Raw genomic sequence first — 22,181 nt, 5'->3', positions numbered from 1 at the left:
TCAGATGCGGAACGGGAATGCGTACAGGTGCATGGCGACGTTCTCGCGCCCTTCGGTGTCCCCCGCCTCGTCGCGGGCCCGGCCGGCCGCCTCGTACCGGTCGATCACCTCGTGCACTTCGCGGTTGAGCGCGGCCAGTTCGTCGGCGGTGAGCCGGGCCAGGTACTCGGAGCTGGAGGCGGCGCTGCGCCACTTCATCGACCAGCTCTGGGCCGAGTCGAGGTAACGGCGGTACAGCTCGATGTGCTGGTCGAAGGAGAGCCTGCCGACAGCGGCATGCGTGGCGACCTTCTCGGGCGCGTCGCTGAAGTCTTCGTCGTGGACGTTCAGCCCCTTCGACGCGGGCTGCCACCAGCGCTCGCGGCCGTCCTTGCCCTGCTGCTCGGCCTCCTCGATCAGGCCGTGGTCGGCGAGCTTGCGCAGGTGGTAGCTGACCAGCGAGACCGCCTCGTCGACCAGCTCGGCGAGCTGGGAGGCGGTGGCCTTCCGGGAGATGTAGAGCGCTCGGTACAGCTTCATCCGCAGGGGGTGCCCGAACGCCTTCAAGGTCTCCAGATCCGAGACCCGGCGCGGTTCATTGCTTGCCATGCCCCCCACCGTAGATAGAAAAGGAAACTTGCACAATATTTATTGCGCAATAAAAGTTGCGTGGTTTCGTGCATGAGTGCCGCGATCGGACGGGTGACGTACCGCAGAACGCCGATCGCCGGACGGAACCGCATATCGGTTCCGTCCGGCGATCGATGACTCCGCGGTCAGCGGACCGGGTGCCCGGCCTCCCGCAGTGCGCCCTTGACCTCGGAGATCCTCAGATCACCGAAGTGGAAGACGGACGCGGCCAGCACCGCGTCGGCGCCCGCCGCGATGGCCGGCGCGAAGTCCGCGAGCCGGCCCGCGCCACCGGAGGCGATGACCGGGACGGTCACATGCCCCCGGACCGCCGCGATCATCTCGGTGTCGTAGCCGTCCTTCGTGCCGTCCGCGTCCATCGAGTTGAGCAGGATCTCGCCCGCACCCAGCTCGGCGGCCCGGTGCGCCCACTCGACGGCGTCGATGCCGGTGCCCCTGCGGCCGCCGTGCGTGGTGACCTCGAAGGTGCCTTCAGGGGTACGGCGGGCGTCCACGGACAGCACGAGGACCTGGCGGCCGAACCGCTCGGCGATCTCCCGGATGAGGTCCGGGCGGGCGATGGCCGCGGTGTTGACGCCGACCTTGTCGGCGCCGGCCCGCAGCAACTTGTCGACATCGTCGGCGGTGCGGACGCCGCCGCCGACGGTGAGCGGAATGAAGACCTGCTCGGCGGTACGGCGCACCACGTCGTAGGTCGTCTCCCGGTCACCGCTGGACGCGGTGATGTCGAGGAAGGTCAGCTCGTCGGCACCCTCGGCGTCGTACAGCTTCGCCATCTCGACGGGGTCACCCGCGTCGCGCAGGTTCTGGAAGTTGACGCCCTTCACGACCCGGCCGTTGTCGACGTCCAGGCACGGGATGACTCGTACCGCGAGACTCATTGCACACCTGCCCGGTAGGCCTCGATCTCGACCTCGACGACCAGGCTGGGGTCGACGAAGCCGGACACGATGATCATGGAAGCGGCGGGGCGGACGTCGTCGAACAGCTCCTTGTGGGCGCGGCCGACCTCGTCCACGTCCCGAGCGTGCGTGATGTACATCCGGGTACGGACGACGTCCTCACGGCCGAGGCCCACCTGCTTCAGCGCGTCGAAGGCGACATTGAAGGAGGCGACTGCCTGCTCGTACGGGCCGCCCGCGGAGATCTGCCCCTTGACCACCGATGTGCAGCCGGCCACCAGGACGAGCCCGTTGGACAGCTCCACCGCTCGGGAGTAGCCGAACTTCTCCTCCCAGGGGGCCCCGGAGGAGACACGGCGGACGGAGTCGGTCATGCGGAGACCACCTGCAGCGCCGCCTCCAGGGTGAACGCCTTCGCATACAGCGCCTTGCCCACGATCGCGCCCTCGACCCCGTCGGGCACGAGCGAGGCGATCGCCCGCAGGTCGTCCAGCGAGGAGACACCGCCGGAGGCCACGACGGGCTTGTCGGTGGCGGCGCAGACGTTCTTCAGGAGTTCCAGGTTGGGGCCCTGGAGCGTGCCGTCCTTGGCGATGTCGGTGACGACGTAGCGGGCGCAGCCCTCGGAGTCGAGGCGGGCGAGCGTCTCGTAGAGGTCGCCGCCGTCGCGGGTCCAGCCGCGGCCGCGGAGCGTCGTGCCCCGGACGTCGAGGCCGACGGCGATCTTGTCGCCGTACTCGGCAATGACCTTCGCGACCCACTCGGGGGTCTCCAGGGCGGCGGTGCCGAGGTTGACCCGGGTGCAGCCGGTGGCGAGGGCCGCGGCGAGCGAGGCGTCGTCGCGGATGCCACCGGACAGCTCGACCTTGATGTCCATGGAGCGGGCGACCTCGGCGATCTGCGCCCGGTTGTCACCGGTGCCGAACGCGGCGTCCAGGTCGACGAGATGCAGCCATTCGGCGCCCGCCTGCTGCCAGGCGAGGGCGGCCTGCAGGGGGTCGCCGTACGAGGTCTCGGAGCCGGACTCGCCGTGCACGAGGCGGACGGCCTGGCCGTCGCGGACGTCGACGGCGGGGAGGAGCTCAAGCTTGGTGGACATCAGAGTGTTCCGATCCAGTTGGTCAGCAGCTGGGCGCCGGCATCGCCGGACTTCTCGGGGTGGAACTGGGTGGCCCACAGGGCGCCGTTCTCCACTGCGGCGACGAACGGCTCGCCGTGGGTGGCCCAGGTGACCCTGGGGGCACGGATCCTGGCGTTGGTGACTTCGAGGCTCCAGTCGTGCACGGCGTAGGAGTGCACGAAGTAGAACCGGGCCTCGGGGTCGAGACCGGCGAAGAGCTCGGAGTCCTCCGGGGACTGCACGGTGTTCCAGCCCATGTGCGGGACGATCGGGGCCTTCAGCGGGGCGACGGTACCGGGCCACTCGTCGAGGCCCTCCGTCTCCACGCCGTGCTCGATGCCGCGTTCGAAGAGGATCTGCATGCCGACGCAGATGCCCATCACGGGCCGACCACCGGAGAGCCTGCGGTCGATGATCCATTCACCGCGGGCCTTCTTCAGCCCCTCCATACAGGCGGAGAACGCGCCTACGCCGGGCACCAGCAGCCCGTCGGCGTTCATCGCCTTCTCGTAGTCGCGGGTGATCTCGACGTCCGCGCCGACGTGGGCGAGGGCGCGCTCGGCGGAACGCACATTGCCGAAGCCGTAGTCGAAGACGACGACCTTCTTCTGGTCACTCACAGGTCGCTCCCTCAGTCCCAGAGTCCCTGGATCCGCATGACGCCTGCGACCAGGCACATCACGGAGGCGATCCCGAGCAGCACGATGAGGCCCTTGGGCATCTTCTGCTTCGAGAAGGAGTAGACGCCGCCGGCCAGGAAGAGGCCGACGACGATCAGCACGGTGTTGAGGCCGGTCACAGGGCGCCCTTCGTGGAGGGGAGGATTCCGGCAGCGCGCGGGTCGTGCTCACAGGCGTACCGCAGGGCGCGGGCGAGCGCCTTGAACTGGCACTCCACGATGTGGTGGGCGTTGCGGCCGTACGGGACGTGGACGTGCAGGGCGATCTGCGCCTGGGCGACGAAAGACTCGAGGATGTGCCGGGTCATCGTCGTGTCGTAGGAGCCGATCATCGGCGCGATGTTCTCCGGCTCGGTGTGCACCAGGTAGGGGCGGCCGGAGAGGTCGACGGTGACCTGGGCGAGCGACTCGTCGAGCGGGACGGTGCAGTTGCCGAACCGGTAGATGCCGACCTTGTCGCCGAGAGCCTGCTTGAAGGCGGCGCCGAGGGCGAGGGCGGTGTCCTCGATGGTGTGGTGCGTGTCGATGTGCAGGTCGCCCTCGGTCTTCACCGTGAGGTCGAAGAGGCCGTGGCGGCCGAGCTGATCGAGCATGTGGTCGTAGAAGCCGACGCCGGTCGACACGTCAACCTTGCCGGTGCCGTCGAGGTTGACCTCGACGAGTACGGACGTCTCCTTGGTGGTGCGTTCCACGCGGCCTACGCGGGGGCTCATGCGTCGTGCTCCTTCTTGAGTTCGCGTACCGCATCGAGGAACGCGTCGTTCTCTTCCGGGGTTCCTGCGGAGACCCGCAGCCATCCCGGTACGCCGTTGTCCCGGACCAGGACGCCCCGGTCGAGGATCTGCTGCCAGGCGATGTGGCTGTCGGCGAAGCGGCCGAACTGGACGAAGTTGGCGTCCGAGTCCGTCACGTCGAAGCCGAGGGCGCGCAGTTCGGTGACGATCCGGTCGCGCTCGCTCTTCAGCTGGGCGACGTACCCGAGGAGCGTATCGGTGTGCTCCAGGGCGGCGAGCGCGGTGGCCTGGGTGACGGAGGACAGGTGGTACGGCAGCCGCACCAGCTGCACGGCGTCCACGACGGCCGGGTCGGCGGCGAGATATCCGAGCCGCAGCCCGGCGGCGCCGAACGCCTTCGACATGGTGCGCGAGAGCACCAAGTTCGGCCGGCCCTCGATCAGCGGGAGCAGCGAGGGGTGGTGGCTGAATTCGCCGTACGCCTCGTCGACCACGACCATCGACGGCCTGGCTGCCTGGGCGGCGTCGTACAGCGTGCGCACGGTCTCGGCGTCGACGGCAGTACCGGTGGGGTTGTTGGGCGAGGTGATGAAGACGATGTCCGGGCGTTGCTCGGCGATGGCCTCGCAGGCCGCCGCGACATCGATGGTGAAGTCGTCCTTGCGCGGTCCGGAGATCCATCCGGTGCCGGTCCCCCGGGCGATGAGGGCGTGCATCGAGTACGAGGGCTCGAAGCCGATCGCGGTGCGTCCGGGGCCGCCGAAGGTCTGCAGCAGCTGCTGCAGCACCTCGTTGGAGCCGTTGGCCGCCCAGACGTTGGCGAGAGCCACCTCGTGCCCGGCGGTGCGGGTGAGGTACCGGGCCAGCTCGGTACGGAGCTCGACGGCATCCCGGTCGGGGTAGCGGTTGAGGTCGCGGGCTGCCTCGCGGACGCGCTCGGCGATCCGGTCGACGAGCGCCTCGGGAAGCGGGTAGGGGTTCTCGTTGGTGTTCAGCCGTACCGCAACGTCGAGCTGCGGGGCGCCGTACGGGGACTGGCCGCGGAGCTCGTCCCGGATCGGAAGATCGTCGATCCGGATCGACTTGCTGTTCGTCACTGCTGCGGAACCTTCCAGCCACTGTGCTCGGCCGGCTCGCCTCCGGCGAAACGGGCCTTGATTGCGGCGCCGTGGGCGGGGAGGTCCTCCGCCTCGGCGAGGGTCACGACATGGTGGGCGACCTCGGCGAGCGCGTCGCGCGTGTAGTCGACGATGTGGATGCCGCGCAGGAAGGACTGCACGGACAGGCCCGAGGAGTGGCAGGCGCAGCCACCGGTCGGCAGGACGTGGTTGGAGCCCGCGCAGTAGTCGCCGAGCGAGACCGGGGCCCACGGGCCGACGAAGATCGCTCCGGCGTTGCGGACGCGGTCGGCGACGGCGGCGGCGTCGGCGGTCTGGATCTCCAGGTGCTCAGCGGCGTACGCGTCGACGACCTTGAGACCGTCCTCGAGATCGTTGACCAGGACGATCGCTGACTGGCGGCCGGCCAGCGCGGGTTCGACCCGGTCGGTGATGTGCTTGGTCGCGGCGACCTGCGGCTTCAGCTCGGCCTCGGTGGCTGCGGCCAGCTCCTCGGAGTCGGTGACGAGGACCGCGGCGGCCATCGGGTCGTGCTCGGCCTGACTGATCAGGTCGGCGGCGATGTGCACCGGGTCGGCGGTGGAGTCGGCGAGGATCGCGATCTCGGTGGGTCCCGCCTCGGCGTCGATGCCGATGCGGCCCTTGAGGAGGCGCTTGGCGGCGGCGACATAGATGTTGCCGGGGCCGGTGACGAGGTTCACCGGAAGACATTCGGCCGTTCCGTACGCAAACATCGCGATGGCCTGGGCGCCGCCGGCCGCGTACACCTCGTCGACGCCGAGCAGGGCACAGGCCGCGAGGATGGTGGGGTGCGGCAGGCCGCCGAACTCCTTCTGCGGCGGGGAGGCGACGGCGATGCCCTCGACACCCGCCTCCTGGGCCGGTACGACGTTCATGACCACGGACGACGGGTAGACGGAGCGCCCGCCCGGCACATACAGACCTACGCGCTCGACGGGCACCCACTTCTCGGTGACCGTGCCGCCGGGGACGACCTGGGTGGTGTGCGTGGTGCGGCGCTGCTCGTGGTGGACGAGGCGGGCGCGGCGGATCGACTCCTCGAGGGCGGCCCGTACGGCGGGATCCAGCCGCTCCAGAGCCTCGGCGATCGCCGAGGCCGGGACCCGGATCGAGTCGATCCGTACGCCGTCGAATTTCTCCCCCCACTCGATCACTGCCGCTGAGCCACGATGGCGTACGTCCTCGCAGATGGGGCGCACCGTCTCCAGTGCGGCCTCCACGTCGAACTCGGCCCGGGGCAGCAGGTCGCGCAGGTCGCCGCCCTCGGGGAGGGCACCGCCGCGCAGATCGATTCGAGAGATCACACCGCAATTCTCTCAGACCGCCATCGGCGACAGTTCGCCCGTATCACTGGCTGATACATGTCCCGGCGGTCACAGCCGACTACTCCCGGCCACTGCTGACTACCGGCGTTCACGGCGTCACACAGAGGGAACAGAGAGGGAATAACAACTGCAAGCGGAGGGGGCCACGGTGGCCGAACCGCAGAACGGCGACATTCCGGACACTCTCAGCGCGGCCGAGCTGGGCATGTGGCAGGCCTTCCGAAGCGGCAGCACCTACGATCTGCGCGCCCGCGATCCGCTCCGGGACGATCCGTTCGCGCCGACGGCCTGGGGCGCGGAGCGCAGTGTGGACGCCCGGGTCGTCGCCCGGCTGCTGCTGAGCGGTCCGCGGGCCCGGCCCGGGCGTGTCGCCGCGTTGAAGCTCCGGGGCGTACGGATCACCGGGACGCTGGATCTCGCGGGCGGGCGCGTCGCGCCGTACGTGGAGCTGACAGGCTGCCGTCTGGAGAACGAGGTGGTGCTGCCCGAGTGCCATTTCACGACGTTACGGATGGTCGGCTGCGCGGTGCCCCGGCTGGAGGCGGCCCGGCTGCGCACCGAGGGCGATCTGCATCTGCCGCGCTGCCGGATCGAGCGCGGGATCCGGCTCACCGACGCCCATATAGGCACGGATCTGCTGCTCAACCAGATCGAGCTGGGGGCCGACCGGCAGGGCCGTGCCCTGGCCGGGGACGGGCTCACGGTCGCGCAGGACCTGCAGGCCGAGATGGTGGAGGCACGCGGTGAGCTGAGTCTGCGCGGGGCGAAGGTCGGCGGTTCGATGAGCCTGCGCGGCAGCCGGCTGCGGGCCGGGCGGGGGCGGCGCGCGCTGAACGCCCCGCAGCTGACCGTGGAGCGCACGCTGTACATGACCGAGGCCTGGGTGAGCGTCGACACCGGGAACCAGGGCACCACTCCCCCGTACGGCATCGTCATGGCCCCGACCCCGGCACACGGCACCCGTTCGCAGATCTTCGAGTGCCGGGGCGGGGTGCGGCTGGACGACGGGCGGTTCGGCGACGCGGTAGATCTGCACAAGGCGCGGTTCGTGCTGGCGCCCCACGAGGAGCTTTCGCTGCGCCGGATCGTCGCTCCGGAGCTGCGGTTCAACGCGGAGCGGCCGGAGGAGGGCCGGGTCGTGCTGAACGGCGCGAAGGTCGTCACGCTGATCGACGTGTCGACCAGCTGGCCAGGGCCCGGCGGGCTCGCGATGGGCGGCTTCGTGTACGAGAACCTCGTCCCGTACGGGCACTTCCCGCTCTCCCGGCGCCTGGAGTGGGTGGCGGCCGCGACCCCCGAGTACGTGCCGGAGCCGTACGAGCGGCTGGCCGCCGTGCTCCGCAACTGCGGCGAGGACGCGGACGCCCGTGAGGTGCTGCTCGCCAAGCAGCGGCGGCGCCGCGAGACGCTGCCGCCCGCCGCGAAGCTGTGGGGGATCCTGCAGGACTGGACGGTGGCGTACGGCTACCGGCCGGGGCGGGCAGCGGTGTGGATGGCGGTGCTCTGGGCGGCGGGGGCGGTGGCCTTCTCGCAGTACGACCCGGCGCCGATCAAGCGGGACGAGCACCCGGAATGGAACGCGGCGCTGTACGCACTGGATCTGCTGGTGCCCGTGATCAACCTCGGACAGGACGGGTACTGGCGGATGGAGGACGGCTGGCAGTGGGCGTCGGCCGCGCTGGTGCTGCTCGGTTGGATACTGGCCACCACCGTGGCAGCGGGCGCGTCCCGGCTGCTGCGCCGGGGCTGACCGGCCTCGCCGGGTCCGGGCGGCACACCCGCTCCGCCCCACCGTCCAGGCCTCTTCCGCCGCCCGGCCGGCACGCGTCCCGGCACCCTTCGCCGGGACGCTCGAACGACTGGCCGACCGACGGCCGAAAAGACGGACACCCACCGCCGGAACAACAGGATCAAGCCAGATTCCATGCATTCCTTTACTTTTTCTTGACCGCCTTCGGGGCAACCCATGTACTCGGCACCAAAGCTTCACAGCGCCCCTCTGGCGCTGCCCCGACCAGCGCTTTTCAATGGTCTGCACCATGTCATTCCTTCGCGCTCTGCTCCGTACCGCGCGCATGATCCGGCACTCGCCGCGGCTGTCCACGGGACTGCCCGCGGACGATGCGGTGCTGCTCGACGCCCCGGACGAACGGCTCTCCCCGGCCCTCGTGGCCGCCGCCCTCGGCGAGTACGAGCCGGCCGCCAAGCTCCTCGCCACCACCCGGGACGCGGCCGAGTGGGAGAACCGGGACCGCTACCTCAGCCGGCTCGTCACCTTCGCTCGCAACCGCGACGGCTGGCTGAACGACTGGCTCGCCATTGCCCCGCACGACCCGGACGCCCTGCTCGTCAAGGCTGAGCTGGCGGTCCGCCGAGCCTGGGAGTCGCCCGCCCGCGCGGAGCGGCTGCGCGACGTGGGGCCGCTGATCACCGCGGCGGCCGAGAGCGATCCGCGCGACCCGGTGCCCTGGCGGCTCGCCCTGGACCACGCGCGCGGCACACATGCCTCGCACACCACCTTCGAGGCGCTGTGGGAGCAGGCGATCCGGCGCTCGTCGCACCACTACGGCTGCCATGTCGCGGCGCTGCAGTACCTCTCCGCCGCCTGGTACGGCTCGCACCGCGAGTGCTTCGACTTCGCCGAACGGGCCGCCGAGGACTCGCTGCCCAGCTCGCTGGTGCAGGCGCTGCCGGTGCGGGCCGCGTTCGCGCTGCTGATCGCCGGTCCGGACGCGAAGACGACGTCGGTGCTGGAGGAGCGGATCGACGCGGCCGCAGATCTGGCGATCACGCTCTCCGCCGCGTTCGAACCGGGCGATCCCTGGCCGGCCGAGGTCCGCAATCTGCTGGCGTACGTACTGGTCGTGCGGGGCCGGTGGGACGAGGCACTGGAGCAGTTCCGGCTGATCGGTCCCCATGCGGCGTCGTTCCCGTGGTCGTTGGTGTCGGACGATCCGCTGGGCCAGTTCCTGGATGCGCGGGACGGGGCGCGGCTCCAGGTGGCCTCCGCGACGCCCTTGTGGAACCGGGCCGACCACGGCCGGTCGCACGGCCATTACGCTTGACCGTTGTGACCACCGCTCGTCTGCCCCTCTTCCCGCTGAACGCGGTGCTGTTCCCCGGCCTTGTGCTGCCGCTCAACGTCTTCGAGGAGCGCTATCGCGCCATGATGCGTGAGCTGCTGAAGACCGATGAGGACGAACCGCGCCGCTTCGCCGTGGTCGCCATCCGCGACGGCCGCGAGACCGCCCCGACGGCTGTCGGCATGCCGGACACCGCCATGGCGCCCGCCGCCACCGAGCGCGGCCCCTCGGACGGCTTCGGCCCCGACCCGGTGCAGACCTTCCACCGGGTCGGCTGTATCGCCGACGCGGCGAAGATCCGGGAGCGGGCGGACGGCAGCTTCGAGGTCCTGGCGACCGGCACGACCCGGGTCAAGCTGCTCTCGGTCGACGCGAGCGGCCCGTATCTGACGGCCGAACTCGAAGAGCTCGACGAGGACTCCGGCGAGGAGGCCGGTGCGCTCGCCGAGGGCGTGCTGCGGGCGTTCCGCAGTTACCAGAAGCGGCTGGCCGGAGCGAGCGAACGCTCGCTGACAACGGGCGCGGAACTGCCGGACGATCCGTCGGTCGTCTCCTATCTGGTGGCCGCCGCGGCCGTCCTGGACATCCCCACCAAGCAGCGGCTGCTGCAGGCACCGGACACGGCGACGCGGCTGCGCGAGGAGCTGACGCTGCTGCGGTCCGAGACGGCGGTCATCCGCCATCTGCCGTCGCTGCCCGCGGTGGACCTGACCAGGGCCCCCACCCACCCCAACTGACGTCCACCACCCGAGGACCCTGCCCCGTGGCGAAGAAGTCGAAGAAGCAGCAGTCCGGCTCCGGCGGTACCCCGGCGACGGTCGCCCTGACCGCGACGGGCACACCGTTCACCACCCATGCGTACGAGCACGACCCGGCCTCCCCTTCCTACGGCGAGGAGGCCGCCGAGGCGCTGGGCGTATCCCCGGACCGCGTGTTCAAGACGCTGGTGGCCGACGTGGACGGCAACCTGACCGTGGCGGTCGTCCCGGTGGCCGGCTCCCTGGACCTGAAGGCCCTGGCCTCGGCGGTCGGCGGCAAGCGGGCAGCGATGGCGGACCCGGCGGCAGCGGAACGCACGACGGGCTATGTGCGGGGCGGCATCTCACCCCTGGGCCAGCGCAAGCGGCTGCCGACGGTGCTGGACGCGTCGGCACAGACCCACGAGACGATCTGCGTATCGGCCGGCCGCCGCGGCCTCGAGGTCGAACTGTCCCCGGCGGATCTGGCGTCGCTGACGGGGGCGCTGTTCGCGCCGATCGGCCGGTCGTAAGCGCCCTTCCGAGCCCGCCCGGCGCAATCAAGCCCGTGCGGCGGTTGAGGACCGGGCTCCGGGGCGGAGCCCCGGTTTCGGGAAGGGGTGGGCGGGGAGAAGGCCCCGCTCAGCGTCCCCCGGTTCCCCTACGGCTTCGGGGGAGGCCCCGGCGTCGCGCCGGGCGCCTGCGCCCCCCAGCTCCCCCACTCCGGCTCCGGATCCCGCGGCCCGAACAACGCCGTCAGCGCCAGGTGTACGACCATCGCCGCCAGCGCCCAGGCCAGCAACGCCCCCTTCGCATGCAGCTCGAGCGGCGCATCGAACACCACGCCCTTGCCGACCTCACGTGCGTGGGCGACCACGTCCCGCTCCGGCCCGAACCAGACGCCGACCCCCCAGGCGACCAGCGACCCGAGCAGCCCGCCCAGGGCGAGGCCGACCACGGGCGCGATCCCGCCCCGCCGGAAGAACCAGAAGACGAGCGCCCCAGCCACCGCTCCGAATGCGAGCGCAAGCAGCACGAACGTGCCGTCAGCCCCGATCGCCTGCTCGCCCTCGCTGTCGCTGAGGAAGACCGCCTGGCTGTCGGAGACCAGCGGGACGCGCGGCGCCAGCCACAGCCACAGCACTCCGAGCGCGACGCCGGCCACCGTCAACAGGACGGTGATCAGGGCTGCCCACCGCAGGTCCGCCCGAAGGTCGTGCTCCTCCTGAGACTCCAGGAGCGTCCCGGAGTGGGAGCCACCGCCCTTCGGCGGGATCTGCCAGGGATCGTTGGGCGAGGGCCGGTGGGGCGGCGTCAGAGGTGCGGTCACCGTGCCATCGTGCCAGGCGTCCCCGTGTCGCGCCTCACCGGACTGCTGCCCTGCGGTACGCCCAGGTCGCCACGGCCAGCGAGAGAACGCCGACGACCGCGCAGACACCGAGATCGAGGACGATGACCGCCCAGTCCGGATGGGCGTCGAACGACCGGGACAGGGCCTCCACCCCGTACGTCGAGGGCAGCAGATCGCGGGCCCAGCCGATCGGCGCGGGCATCCGGCCGGCGGGCAGCACCCCGAGCAGCAGCGCCGCCGACATACCCAGCTGCCCGAGCAGCGTGGCCAGCTCCTGCCGAGGTGCGAGCAGTCCGAGTGCGGCGCCGAGCCCGGAGAGCGCGGCCCCGGAGAGCGGGATGACGGCGACCAGCACCCACAGGTGGGTCATCGGCAACTGGAAGAGCACGCTCCCGGTGACCGCGGTGACGATCGTGCCGGGCACGGTGAAGGAGGCGTACGCCCCGGCCGCACCGAGCACCACCGCGGCGGGCGGCACCGGCAGGGTGGCGTAGTGGTCGAGGCCGCCGCTGGCCCGCAGCTGCCCGAAGTACTGGGCGAGCAGGTTGAGCGCGACGAAGGCGACGACCAGGACGCTGGATCCGGCGACCACGGCCCGTGCCTCCGAACCACCGTCGACGACCCCGCGCATCAGAATCATGATCCCGATGGACTGGAAGGTCGCCACGAAGAGCAGCGGGATCCGGGCGACCCTGGCCCGGGACAGCTGGGCACGGTAGACGGCGGCGAGCGAGGGGAACAGCTTGGCGCGCGGCGCGAGCTGTGCGACAACGGCGCCCGCGCCGTCCCCGGCGGGGGAAAGTCTTTTGGTCACCGGCTCGGCACCGGCCACCTCTGCAGGAACAATGCTCGTCACCTGGCGCTGCTCCTGTTCGGTCCCTGCCCGGTCCTGCATCCGTACCCGATCACGCCGGTCACGCCTTCACCAGCCCCTGCGTCGTATTCCCGCCGAGCGCCAGATAGACATCCTCCAGGCTCGGCGTCGCCAGCGTGAAGTCGTCCAGTGCGGCGAACGCCGCCCCGCCCGTCACCGCCGCGACCGCCGCGCGCGCCTCGTCCGGCCCGAGCCGCAGCACCCAGCGGCGCCCGGACTCCTGGGCCAGGGCGCGCAGAGCGGCCACTTCGGGTACGTCCAGGGGCGCGCGTTCGCGCCACACGAGCTCGACCCTGACCTCGCCCGCGACGCGCTCCTTGAGCCCGGTCGGGGTGTCGCAGGCGATGACCTTGCCACGTTCGATGACGGCGACCCGGTCGAGGACGGTCTCGGCCTCGATCACGTTGTGGGTGACCAGCAGGACCGTCACACCGCGCTCGGCACGCCGCCGGTCGACGGCGGCCCAGACTGCGCGCCGGGCGACGGGGTCCATCCCGGTCGTCGGCTCGTCGAGGACGAGCACCGGGCGCTCCCCGACCAGTGCCGCCGCAAAGCAGGCGAGCCGCCGCTGCCCGCCGGAGAGCTTCTTCAGGGGGCGCGCGGCGATGTCGGTGAGGCCGAGTTCGTCGAGTACGGCGTCGCGTGCGGCGCGGGCGTCACGTACCGCGAGTCCGCGCAGCCGCCCGGTGGTCTCGGCGGCGAGCGACACGGTCAGCTCGTCGAGGGCGGTGGACTCCTGCCCGAGGTAACCGATCAGCCGGGAGGCCCGCTCGGGGTGGCGTACGAGGTCGTGGCCGAGCATCTCGACGCTGCCGGAGTCGGGCCGCATCAGCCCGGTGAGCTGCCGGACGAGAGTGGACTTGCCGGCTCCGTTGGGCCCGAGCAGTCCGAAGATCTCGCCGCGCCGGACGTCGAGGCTGATCCCGTCGGTGGCGCGCACCTCCGGGGTGGCGGGTGCGCCGCGGCGGCCGCGGGCGGCGGGATAGGTCTTGACCAGATCACGCACCGCGCACACGGTCCCGGTCGCCGTCTGCGCCTGTGCTGTGCCCGTACTCACGAGGTATGAGGGTACGGGGTCGGATGCCCCGTATTGCGCCCGGGGCTGCCGGACTACTCCGCCGCGGGGGCGTGTTCGGCCGCCGCGCGTACATCGATCTCGCGCCAGAAACCCGCCCGGATCGCGTACCGGTCGTGTTCGTCGATCTGGTCGTCCTTGTGGGCGAGCAGGCCGAACCGTGCCGCGTACCGCAGCAGCTCGCCGTCGATGCGATGCGGGATACGCGGGTACATGGTCGACAGCTTCTGCAGATGAACGGTCTCAGGCAGCCGTTCCATCCAGCGCCGGGCAAAGACCTGGCCCACCTCGAAGGGGTCGCCGCCGACGGTGGTGATGTCCTCCTCGCGGTCCGCCCAGCGCTGCTCGGCGGAGGTGAGCTGGGCGAGGGTGGGCAGCGACGCGGTCTCAGCGGGTTCGCCGAGCTGGCCGCCGCGCTCCACCCAGCCCTTTTCGGAAGACCAGCGCAGGGTGGCGCTCGCCGGGGGCGGGGCGGCGTGGCCCGGCAGGGCGCCGGGGCCGCGAAGGCTGCCTGCCAGGTCCTTCGGGGTGGGGACACCCCTGCCGCCAGGCGCGGCCGGGGCGTGCGCGGTGTCGTTGACGGCCGGCTCCGCCGTGCCGTTGCGGGCGGCGGCCGCCTGGGCCTCCGAGGCCCGCTCGGCGGAGGCTGCGAGAGCCGCCTCGGGCAGCGGTGCGGAGAGGATCGCGGCGATCTCGGGGCGGGGGGCGGGCGGCGGGGCGCAGCTGCCGCCGTTGTCCTTGGCCCGTACGGCCTGGGTGATCCAGGCCCGGTCGAGCACCCTGCGTTCGTCGGCTTCGGCGACCAGGTCCTCGGACTGGTTGTAGTCGCCGTCGGCGGCCTGTACGGCCCACAGATGGACGGCGACGCCGTGTTCCTTGGCGGACATCAGGCCGGGCAGCAGATCACCGTCGCCGGTCACCAGGACCACATCGGAGCAGGCGCGGTTTCTGGCCAGCTCGGTGAGTTCGGCGTGCATCGCGGCGTCGACGCCCTTCTGCGCCCACCGCCCGTCACTGCGGGTGAGCGCCCCAAGCCTCACGGTCACCCGGGGCATGACCCGCAGCCTGCGATGTTCGGGCTGGGGTACGCGGTCGGGGGCACCGTCGAACCAGTAGATCCGCAGCAGCGGCTGCGCCGTATCGGCCTCGGCTCGCTCGCGCAGGCCCTGGATCAGCGCCGCATGGTCGACGGTGATGCGGGAACGGGCGGGCTCTCCTGCCAGCAGACTCGCGGCTGCTCCCAGCAGATAGCCGGCGTCCACCAGGACGACGCAACGGTCCACGCGTTCCACCCTCTTCCAGAAATCGGGAATGGGTTTTGCTCAGGGTTTCCTTCGAGTCTGCCCGACTGCGGAGGGCTTGACGGCCGGAACTCGATCATCGGCGTGGCGGATCGGTAAATCGGCGCATGATACCCCTTTACTACGCACGGTAATGATCCAACATGCGGGCTATATCCTGATATGTGAGTCTGACAGCGGTCCTGGCCCCGAGATTCCGCACAGGAGGAACACCATGGCCAAGAACAAGAACCGCAAGCAGAGCAGCCAGCAGGACCGCGTGTCCGCCGCGGAGCGCGGTGCGGAGGAGGCGAAGTCGACGGCTTACGAGTCGCAGATGAAGCCCCAGTCGCAGGCCCAGGGCAGCCCTGCTGATGTTGCCCGTAAGCACCAGCGGCGATTCGGCCACAACTGACCTGTTTTTCCCCGGTGGTCCGGCCTGTAGCCGGTAACCGGAGAGGGGCGCTCCCGCCTTCGCGGGGCGCCCCTCCTGTGTCTGCGGTGGTCGCTCAGCCGGCCAGGCAGGACGGGCCGAGCAGCACCTTCAGGTCGCCGAAGAGCGCCGGGTCCGGCTGGACCCGGTGCCGGTCCAGCCGCAGGACGGTGGTCTTCCGGGGGCCCTGGAGCTTGATCCGCACCTCGGTGTTGCCGCGGTGGTTGCTGAGCACCTCGCCGAGGCGGGCGACCATCGGCGGCGTGATCTTGACCGTGGGGATGGTGAGCACCACCGGTGCGTTGGTCCCTGCCGACGAGAGGTCGGGGACCTGCATCTCCATGGCGACCAGCCGCGGGATGTCCTCGCGCTTGTCGAGCCGCCCCTTGACGAAGACGACGGTGTCCTCGACGAGTTGGGTGGAGACCAACTGGTACGTGGCGGGGAAGAACATGCACTCGATGGAACCGGCCAGGTCCTCGACCGTGGCGATGGCCCAGGCGTTGCCCTGCTTGGTCATCTTGCGCTGGAGCCCGGAGATGATGCCGCCGATGGTGACGATCGCGCCGTCGGCGTGTTCGCCGCCGGTGAGCTGGGAGATCGCCGCGTCGGACTTGTCGGACAGGACGTGCTCGATGCCGAAGAGGGGGTGGTCGGAGACGTACAGCCCGAGCATTTCGCGCTCCTGGGCCAGCAGATACGACTTCTCCCACTCGATGTCGGAGAACTCGACGTCGAGCCCGAAGCCCGGCTCGTCGCTGTCCTCCTCGCCGCCACCGAAGAGGTCGAACTGTCCCTCGGCCTCCTTGCGCTTGACCTGCACCACATTGTCGATCATCGGCTCGTGGTGGGCGACGAGGCCCTTGCGGGTGTGGCCCATCTCGTCGAAGGCGCCGGCCTTGATCAGTGATTCGACGGTCCGCTTGTTGCAGACGACCGCTTCGACCTTGTCGAGGAAGTCGGGGAAGGAGCTGTACTTCCCCTTCGCCTTGCGGCACCGGATGATCGAGTCGACGACGTTCTGTCCGACGTTACGGATGGCTGTCAGCCCGAAGAGGATGACGTCGTCGCCCTGAGCGGCGAAGTTCGACTCGGACTCGTTGACGTTCGGCGGGAGCACCTTGATGCCCATGCGGCGGCACTCGTTGAGGTAGACCGCGGACTTGTCCTTGTCGTCCTTGACCGAGGTCAGCAGCGCCGCCATGTACTCGGCGGGATAGTTCGCCTTGAGGTACGCCGTCCAGTAGGTGACCAGGCCGTACGCGGAGGAGTGCGCCTTGTTGAACGCGTACCCGGCGAACGGGACCAGCACGTCCCACAGGGCCTGGATCGCCGCGTCGGAGAAGCCGTTCTTCTTCGCGCCCGCCTGGAAGAGCACGAAGTTCTTCGCCAGCTCGTCGGCCTTCTTCTTGCCCATCACGCGGCGCAGGATGTCGGCCTCGCCGAGCGAGTACCCGGCGATGATCTGGGCGGCCTTCTGCACCTGCTCCTGGTAGACGATCAGGCCGTAGGTCAGGCCGAGCGTCTCCTTGAGCGGCTCCTCCAGCTCCGGGTGGATCGGGGTGATCTCCTGGCGGCCGTTCTTGCGCTCGGCGTAGTTCGTGTGCGAGTTCATGCCCATCGGGCCCGGCCGGTACAGGGCCGAGACGGCGGAAATGTCCTCGAAGTTGTCGGGCTGCATCTGGCGCAGCAGCGAACGCATCGGACCGCCGTCGAACTGGAAGACGCCGAGCGTGTCACCGCGGCACAGCAGCTCGTACGTCTTGGGGTCGTCCAGCGGAAGGGCGAGCATCTCCAGGTCGATGCCCTTGTTGGCCTTCACCATCTTGATGGCGTCGTCCATGATCGTGAGGTTGCGCAGGCCGAGGAAGTCCATCTTCAGCAGGCCGAGCGACTCGCACTGCGGGTAGTCCCACTGCGTGATGGTGACGCCATCGGTGTGCCGCACCCAGACCGGGGCGTGGTCGACGATGGGCTCGCTGGACATGATGACGCCGGCGGCGTGCACGCCCATCTGCCGGACCAGTCCCTCGACGCCCTTGGCGGTGTCGATGACCTTCTGGACGTCCGGCTCGTTCTCGTACATCCCCCGGATCTCGCCCGCCTCGCTGTAGCGAGGGTGCTTGGGGTCGGTGATCCCGGAGAGGTCGATGCCCTTGCCGAGAACATCGGCGGGCATGGCCTTGGTGAGCCGGTCTCCCATCGCGTACGGGTAGCCGAGGACGCGGGCGGAGTCCTTGATCGCGTTCTTGGCCTTGATCTTGCCGTACGTACCGATCATGGCGACCTTGTCGGCGCCGTACTTCTCGGTCACGTACCTGATCACTTCGACGCGCCGACGCTCGTCGAAGTCGATGTCGACATCGGGCATGGAGACACGCTCGGGGTTGAGGAACCGCTCGAAGATCAGCCCGTGCGTGATCGGGTCGAGGTCGGTGATGCCCATGGCGTACGCGACGATCGAACCGGCGGCGGAACCTCGGCCGGGGCCCACCGCGATGCCGTTGTTCTTGGCCCACATGATGAAGTCGGCGACGACGAGGAAGTACCCCGGGAACCCCATCTGGATGATGATGTCCATCTCGTACTCGGCCTGCTTCTGCCGGTCGTCGGGGACGCCGCCGGGGTAACGGCGTTCCATCCCGGCCCGGACTTCCTCCTGGAACCAGGTGATCTCGGTGAAGCCGTCCGGGATGTCGAACTTCGGCATCAGGTCGCGCTTCTCGAACATCCCGCTGGTGTCGATCTGTTCGGCGACCAGCAGGGTGTTGGCGCACCCCTGCTGCCAGGCGTCGGAGGAGTCGACGGCGTACATCTCGTCCGTCGTCTTCAGGTAGTAGCCCGTGCCGTCGAACCGGAAGCGGTCCGGGTCGGAGAGGTTCTTGCCGGTCTGGATGCAGAGCAGCGCGTCGTGCGCGGCGGCCTCGCCGGCGTACGTGTAGTGCGAGTCGTTCGTCACCAGCGGCGGGATGTTCAGCTTCTTGCCGATTTCGAGGAGCCCGTCACGGACCCGGCGCTCGATCTCGATGCCGTGGTCCATCAGCTCCAGGAAGTACTTGCCCTCGCCGAAGATGTCCTTGTAGTCGGAGGCCGCCTGGACCGCCTCGTCGAACTGGCCGAGCCGCAGGCGGGTCTGCACCTCGCCGGACGGGCAGCCGGTGGACGCGATCAGGCCCTCGGACCACTGGGAAATGGTCTCCTTGTCCATCCGCGGCCACTTCTGCAGCCAGCCCTCGGCGTACGCGTCCGAGGAGAGCCGGAAGAGGTTGTGCAGTCCGGTGCTGTTCGCCGCCCAGATCGTCTTGTGGGTGTAACCACCGGAACCCGAGACGTCGTCGCGCTTCTGGTGCGGCTGGCCCCACTGGATCTTCCGCTTGTGCTTGCGCGACTCCGGGGCGACATACGCCTCGATGCCGATGATCGGCGTCACCTCGGCCTTCTTCGCCTGATGGAAGAAGTCGTACGCCCCGTGCAGGTTGCCGTGGTCCGTCATCGCGATGTGCGACATGCCCATTTCATTGCAGGCAGCGAACATGTCCTTGAGCCGCGCGGCACCGTCCAGCAGCGAGTACTGGGTGTGGACGTGAAGGTGCGTAAAAGGCGGCTTGGTCACGGCGTCGGGCCTCCGGGGAAACAAGCAATGACGGACTGGGGGGACAGCGTGGAAGTCTACGTCTCCGGACTGACAGCCGAGGGGCACTCCCGGGTACCGTCGCGCGTTGAGGGGTCGGAGACGCCCGTCCCATTTGTCATGAACGCCAGGTACCAGGAGGCACCCAGAAATGTCGGAAGCGCAGACCGGCGCAGCGCAGCGCGGGGAGCAGATTCTCGAGGTTTTCGACACGGCTTTCGGCCAGCTCCTGGCCGCGGACCCGGCGGCCTTCCGGGTCAAGTTCCGCAAGATGGCGGGCTCGGCGTTCGCCTTCTACCGGGGCACGGCGTGCCTGTTCTACAACGACCTGGAGCGGGAGCGGCACGGCGGCCCGTACCTGGACGACCGGACCGGCCGGGTGTGGATCCACGGCGATCTGCACGCGGAGAACTTCGGCACGTACATGGATGCCAACGGCCGGCTGATCTTCAATGTGAACGACTTCGACGAGGCGTACGTCGGCCCCTTCACCTGGGACCTCAAGCGGTTCGCCGCCTCCGTCGCCCTGATCGGGTATGCGAAGGCGCTGGGCGACGACCAGATCAGTGAGCTCGTCCGGGTCTTCGCGGCGGCCTACCGCGAGCGGATCCACGCGCTCGCAACAGGCGCGAAGAACGACGAGGTGCCCCCGTTCACGCTGGACACCGCCGAGGGCCCGCTGCTGGGCGCGCTGCGCGACGCCCGGTCGCTGACCCGGTTCTCGCTGCTCGACTCGATGACGGAGATCCGGGACTTCGAGCGCCGGTTCGCGGCGGGCGGCGGCGCGATCGATCTGGACGCGGCGACGCGCTACAAGGTGCTGGCCGCGTTCGACGGCTATCTGGAGACACTGCCCGAGTCGAGCCTGACCCGCCCCGACTCGTACCGGGTGAAGGACGTCGTCGGCCGTCGCGGCATCGGCATCGGCTCGGCCGGGCTGCCCTCGTACAACATCCTTCTGGAGGGCAACAGCGACGCCCTGGAGAACGATGTGGTGATCTACATCAAGCAGGCGCAGACCCCGGCGGTCTCCCGGCACATCACCGACGCGGCCGTGCGCGACTACTTCCAGCACGAGGGGCACCGCACGGTCATCTCGCAGCGCGCGCTGCAGGCGCACGCCGACCCGTGGCTCGGCTGGACCGAGCTGGACGGTTCCGGACAGCTGGTCGCCGAGGTCTCGCCGTACGCGGTCGATCTGGACTGGTCCGACATCGACGAGCCGGAGGAGATCGCGGCGGTCATCGCCGACCTCGGCCGGGCGACGGCGACGATGCACTCCGCGGCGGACGACGAGAGCGGTCACTCGCTGGTGCCGTTCTCCACCGAGCGGGCGATCGACGCGGCGATCGCGGCGGACGAGGAGGGCTTCGCAGGGCTGCTGGTGGACTTCGCGCACAGCTACGGGGCCCGGGCGCGCGCCGACCACCAGATCTTCGTGGACCTCTTCCGCAACGGCCGCATCCCGGGGCTGTGAGCCTCCTCACCGAGCGGTGCCCCCTTTAGGGGTCGCTTACAGGTTCACATGGCACACTCTCGGGCGATGGACATATCAGGGACGCAGCTCAGAGTCGTTCGCGCGGCGCTTTTCACAGCGCTCGTCGTGACGCTCTCCGCTGCGTCCCATGTGCTGCTCTCCCAGGTCCCGCTGCCTCTGACGGTCGTCGGCGCACTGGCCGGCCTCGTCTTCGCCGTGGCGTACGCGCTGGCCGGCCGGGAGCGCGGCTTCGGTGCGATCGCGGGACTGCTGGTGCCGCTGGAGCTGACCGCCGACACCGTCTTCACCACCGGCCAGCACCTCTGTTACGGCGCGGCGGGCGGCCCGATCGCAGGCCCGCTGCGTTCGGTCGGTGTGGACGTCCTGTGCGGCGGCGGCGATGTCGGTACCGGGTCCGCACAGCTCGGCCGCGTCGGCGCGGTGGGCACCCCGCTGGCCTCGGTGACCGGACCCGGGCACGGTGCGGCCGCCCTGCTGGCCTCCCCGGGCCCCGCCGCGCCGTGGCTGCTGCTGGCCGCCCATGTGGTGGTCGGTCTGCTGGCCGCGGCCTGGCTGCGGCGCGGCGAGTCCGCGCTCGCGGGTCTGCTGCGGGCGGTCGCCGCCACGGCGTTCCGGCCGCTGCTGATCGCGGTCGCCGTGGTGGGCACGGCCCGCCGCTCCGTACGCTGTGCTGCTCGGCCCGCGCCGTACGGCCCGCATCTCCTCGCGCACGCCCGTCTCCTCGTGCACTCCGTGGGACGGAGGGGACCGCCGCGCTCGGCCTGCGCCACCGCCTGAGCGCGCAAGTCCCTGACGACGTACGCCCCACACACCACGGAGAGAACAGCCATGAGCAAGCGCAACAGCCAGGCCAACAAGGCAGCCGCCCGCGAGCGGCTGCGCGCCGAGCGCGAGCGCCAGGTCAAGAAGGACAAGGTCCGCAAGCAGGTCGGCGTCGGCCTCTCGGTCGTCGCCGTGCTGGCGGTGGCCGGCGGCATCGGCTACGGCGTGATGCAGCTGAACAAGCCCTCCCAGTGGGAGGCGGCCAAGGACGCGAAGAACGTCACCGCGCCGAAGAACACGTCGGGCACCGACGGAACGACCGTCGTCGTCGGCAAGTCGACGGCGAAGAAGACCCTCGAACTGTACGAGGACTCCCGCTGCCCGATCTGCGCCCAGTTCGAACAGACCGTCGGCGAGACGGTCCACAAGGACGTCGACGCCGGCAAGTACAAGATCAAGTACATCGGCGCGACGTTCATCGACAACAGCGACAACGGTGAGGGTTCGAAGAACGCGCTCAGTGCGCTGGGCGCGGCTCTCGACATCAGCCCCCAGGCGTTCCTCGACTACAAGTACGCGCTCTACTCCGCGAAGTACCACCCGGAGGAGGCCGACGACAAGTTCGCCAAGGACTCGTACCTCATCGAGGTCGCGAACACCGTGCCCGAGCTGAAGGACAACAAGGCGTTCCAGAAGGACGTCAACGACGGTACGTACGACAACTGGGCGATGAAGATGTCCCAGACGTTCGACAAGAGCGGCGTCCAGGGCACCCCGACGCTGAAGATGGACGGCAAGACGCTCACCGGTGAGGGCACCAAGAACGCCCCCATGACCGTCGCCGACTTCAACACCGCGATCACCAAGGCCCTGAAGGGCTAATTCCGGACAGCGGCATCCCGACGGGCAGGCGAACTTCCTTTGTTCG

General features: G+C 69.9%; 22 protein-coding genes. 8 read left to right on the top strand and 14 right to left on the bottom strand.

Annotated elements, in window-relative coordinates:
- The 9 genes from ACWCP8_RS14210 to hisD all read right to left on the bottom strand — a co-directional run bounded on the left by ACWCP8_RS14210 (position 1) and on the right by hisD (position 6,508).
- On the bottom strand, positions 1 to 588 hold the full coding sequence (locus tag ACWCP8_RS14210) for an ArsR/SmtB family transcription factor (RefSeq protein WP_267005655.1): 588 nt from the start codon (positions 586 to 588) through the stop codon (positions 1 to 3).
- A gap of 167 nt (positions 589 to 755) precedes the next feature.
- Positions 756 to 1,511, bottom strand: a complete 756-nt coding sequence (gene hisF, locus ACWCP8_RS14205) for an imidazole glycerol phosphate synthase subunit HisF (protein WP_267005654.1) — start codon at positions 1,509 to 1,511, stop codon at positions 756 to 758.
- Entirely contained in the window at positions 1,508 to 1,906 is a 399-nt protein-coding gene (locus ACWCP8_RS14200) for a RidA family protein (RefSeq protein WP_267005653.1), read from the bottom strand. Before ACWCP8_RS14200 ends, hisF begins: the two co-directional genes overlap by 4 nt.
- Positions 1,903 to 2,631, bottom strand: coding sequence for a bifunctional 1-(5-phosphoribosyl)-5-((5-phosphoribosylamino)methylideneamino)imidazole-4-carboxamide isomerase/phosphoribosylanthranilate isomerase PriA (gene priA, locus ACWCP8_RS14195; protein ID WP_451116129.1), 729 nt, complete (start codon positions 2,629 to 2,631; stop codon positions 1,903 to 1,905). The genes ACWCP8_RS14200 and priA overlap by 4 nt, the downstream gene beginning before the upstream one ends.
- Positions 2,631 to 3,272, bottom strand: coding sequence for an imidazole glycerol phosphate synthase subunit HisH (hisH, locus tag ACWCP8_RS14190; RefSeq protein WP_352264350.1), 642 nt, complete (start codon positions 3,270 to 3,272; stop codon positions 2,631 to 2,633). Before hisH ends, priA begins: the two co-directional genes overlap by 1 nt.
- An 11-nt stretch (positions 3,273 to 3,283) precedes the next feature.
- A complete protein-coding gene (locus ACWCP8_RS14185; RefSeq protein WP_267005650.1) occupies positions 3,284 to 3,451 on the bottom strand; it encodes a hypothetical protein in 168 nt (55 codons plus the stop codon).
- Positions 3,448 to 4,044: an imidazoleglycerol-phosphate dehydratase HisB gene (gene hisB, locus ACWCP8_RS14180; RefSeq protein ID WP_030919430.1), complete on the bottom strand. Its 597-nt coding sequence runs from the start codon at positions 4,042 to 4,044 to the stop codon at positions 3,448 to 3,450. Before hisB ends, ACWCP8_RS14185 begins: the two co-directional genes overlap by 4 nt.
- Positions 4,041 to 5,162, bottom strand: a complete 1,122-nt coding sequence (locus ACWCP8_RS14175; RefSeq protein WP_451116126.1) for a histidinol-phosphate transaminase — start codon at positions 5,160 to 5,162, stop codon at positions 4,041 to 4,043. The genes hisB and ACWCP8_RS14175 overlap by 4 nt, the downstream gene beginning before the upstream one ends.
- Entirely contained in the window at positions 5,159 to 6,508 is a 1,350-nt protein-coding gene (hisD, locus tag ACWCP8_RS14170; protein WP_352264346.1) for a histidinol dehydrogenase, read from the bottom strand. Before hisD ends, ACWCP8_RS14175 begins: the two co-directional genes overlap by 4 nt.
- 169 nt (positions 6,509 to 6,677) lie before the next feature.
- Here hisD and ACWCP8_RS14165 point away from each other — a divergent pair, with 169 nt between their 5' ends.
- The 4 genes from ACWCP8_RS14165 to ybaK all read left to right on the top strand — a co-directional run bounded on the left by ACWCP8_RS14165 (position 6,678) and on the right by ybaK (position 10,882).
- Entirely contained in the window at positions 6,678 to 8,279 is a 1,602-nt protein-coding gene (locus ACWCP8_RS14165) for an oxidoreductase (protein WP_451116124.1), read from the top strand.
- A gap of 277 nt (positions 8,280 to 8,556) precedes the next feature.
- A complete protein-coding gene (locus tag ACWCP8_RS14160) occupies positions 8,557 to 9,594 on the top strand; it encodes a hypothetical protein (protein WP_352264343.1) in 1,038 nt (345 codons plus the stop codon).
- A gap of 5 nt (positions 9,595 to 9,599) precedes the next feature.
- Complete coding sequence (locus ACWCP8_RS14155) at positions 9,600 to 10,349, top strand: LON peptidase substrate-binding domain-containing protein (RefSeq protein ID WP_267005645.1); 750 nt, start codon at positions 9,600 to 9,602, stop codon at positions 10,347 to 10,349.
- Between the two features lie 26 nt (positions 10,350 to 10,375).
- On the top strand, positions 10,376 to 10,882 hold the full coding sequence (ybaK, locus tag ACWCP8_RS14150) for a Cys-tRNA(Pro) deacylase (RefSeq protein ID WP_352264341.1): 507 nt from the start codon (positions 10,376 to 10,378) through the stop codon (positions 10,880 to 10,882).
- Between the two features lie 128 nt (positions 10,883 to 11,010).
- Here ybaK and ACWCP8_RS14145 read toward each other — a convergent pair whose 3' ends face one another.
- From ACWCP8_RS14145 to ACWCP8_RS14130, 4 genes are all read right to left on the bottom strand, one after another.
- Positions 11,011 to 11,679 (bottom strand): ABC transporter permease, encoded by a 669-nt coding sequence (locus ACWCP8_RS14145; RefSeq protein WP_352264339.1) that lies wholly within the window; start codon positions 11,677 to 11,679, stop codon positions 11,011 to 11,013.
- 34 nt (positions 11,680 to 11,713) lie between these two features.
- Positions 11,714 to 12,556: an ABC transporter permease gene (locus ACWCP8_RS14140; protein ID WP_451116121.1), complete on the bottom strand. Its 843-nt coding sequence runs from the start codon at positions 12,554 to 12,556 to the stop codon at positions 11,714 to 11,716.
- 58 nt (positions 12,557 to 12,614) lie between these two features.
- On the bottom strand, positions 12,615 to 13,589 hold the full coding sequence (locus ACWCP8_RS14135) for an ABC transporter ATP-binding protein (RefSeq protein ID WP_352264724.1): 975 nt from the start codon (positions 13,587 to 13,589) through the stop codon (positions 12,615 to 12,617).
- A gap of 95 nt (positions 13,590 to 13,684) precedes the next feature.
- Positions 13,685 to 14,941: an NYN domain-containing protein gene (locus ACWCP8_RS14130; protein WP_352264336.1), complete on the bottom strand. Its 1,257-nt coding sequence runs from the start codon at positions 14,939 to 14,941 to the stop codon at positions 13,685 to 13,687.
- Positions 14,942 to 15,164: 223 nt separating this feature from the next.
- Here ACWCP8_RS14130 and ACWCP8_RS14125 point away from each other — a divergent pair, with 223 nt between their 5' ends.
- Entirely contained in the window at positions 15,165 to 15,344 is a 180-nt protein-coding gene (locus ACWCP8_RS14125; protein WP_030972857.1) for a hypothetical protein, read from the top strand.
- 94 nt (positions 15,345 to 15,438) lie between these two features.
- Here ACWCP8_RS14125 and dnaE read toward each other — a convergent pair whose 3' ends face one another.
- Positions 15,439 to 18,975 (bottom strand): DNA polymerase III subunit alpha, encoded by a 3,537-nt coding sequence (gene dnaE, locus ACWCP8_RS14120; protein WP_352264334.1) that lies wholly within the window; start codon positions 18,973 to 18,975, stop codon positions 15,439 to 15,441.
- A 169-nt stretch (positions 18,976 to 19,144) separates the two neighbouring features.
- On the opposite strand from dnaE, the gene ACWCP8_RS14115 reads away from it, so the two are divergent.
- From ACWCP8_RS14115 to ACWCP8_RS14105, 3 genes are all read left to right on the top strand, one after another.
- Positions 19,145 to 20,470 carry a DUF2252 domain-containing protein gene (locus ACWCP8_RS14115; protein ID WP_352264332.1) on the top strand — a complete coding sequence of 442 codons (1,326 nt, stop codon included), beginning with the start codon at positions 19,145 to 19,147 and terminating at the stop codon, positions 20,468 to 20,470.
- Between the two features lie 66 nt (positions 20,471 to 20,536).
- Entirely contained in the window at positions 20,537 to 21,268 is a 732-nt protein-coding gene (locus ACWCP8_RS14110) for a hypothetical protein (protein ID WP_451116118.1), read from the top strand.
- Positions 21,269 to 21,319: 51 nt separating this feature from the next.
- The gene (locus ACWCP8_RS14105; RefSeq protein ID WP_352264329.1) at positions 21,320 to 22,135 is read left to right on the top strand and encodes a DsbA family protein; all 816 of its coding nucleotides are present in this window, start codon (positions 21,320 to 21,322) and stop codon (positions 22,133 to 22,135) included.
- Positions 22,136 to 22,181: the final 46 nt, after the last annotated feature.

It is taken from the genome of Streptomyces sp. NPDC002206, from assembly GCF_053593595.1.
The sequence above is the reverse complement of the archived record's forward strand: the minus strand, read 5'-3'. Positions and strand labels throughout refer to the sequence as shown.

Excerpts from the sequence above, each read along its gene's own strand:
- ACWCP8_RS14210 (WP_267005655.1), bottom strand. The coding sequence starts at position 588 with ATGGCAAGCAATGAACCGCGCCGGGTCTCGGATCTGGAGACCTTGAAG.
- hisF (WP_267005654.1), bottom strand. The coding sequence starts at position 1,511 with ATGAGTCTCGCGGTACGAGTCATCCCGTGCCTGGACGTCGACAACGGC.
- ACWCP8_RS14200 (WP_267005653.1), bottom strand. The coding sequence starts at position 1,906 with ATGACCGACTCCGTCCGCCGTGTCTCCTCCGGGGCCCCCTGGGAGGAG.
- priA (WP_451116129.1), bottom strand. The coding sequence starts at position 2,631 with ATGTCCACCAAGCTTGAGCTCCTCCCCGCCGTCGACGTCCGCGACGGC.
- hisB (WP_030919430.1), bottom strand. The coding sequence starts at position 4,044 with ATGAGCCCCCGCGTAGGCCGCGTGGAACGCACCACCAAGGAGACGTCC.
- ACWCP8_RS14160 (WP_352264343.1), top strand. The coding sequence starts at position 8,557 with ATGGTCTGCACCATGTCATTCCTTCGCGCTCTGCTCCGTACCGCGCGC.
- ACWCP8_RS14125 (WP_030972857.1), top strand. The coding sequence starts at position 15,165 with ATGGCCAAGAACAAGAACCGCAAGCAGAGCAGCCAGCAGGACCGCGTG.
- ACWCP8_RS14115 (WP_352264332.1), top strand. The coding sequence starts at position 19,145 with ATGTCGGAAGCGCAGACCGGCGCAGCGCAGCGCGGGGAGCAGATTCTC.
- ACWCP8_RS14110 (WP_451116118.1), top strand. The coding sequence starts at position 20,537 with ATGGACATATCAGGGACGCAGCTCAGAGTCGTTCGCGCGGCGCTTTTC.
- ACWCP8_RS14105 (WP_352264329.1), top strand. The coding sequence starts at position 21,320 with ATGAGCAAGCGCAACAGCCAGGCCAACAAGGCAGCCGCCCGCGAGCGG.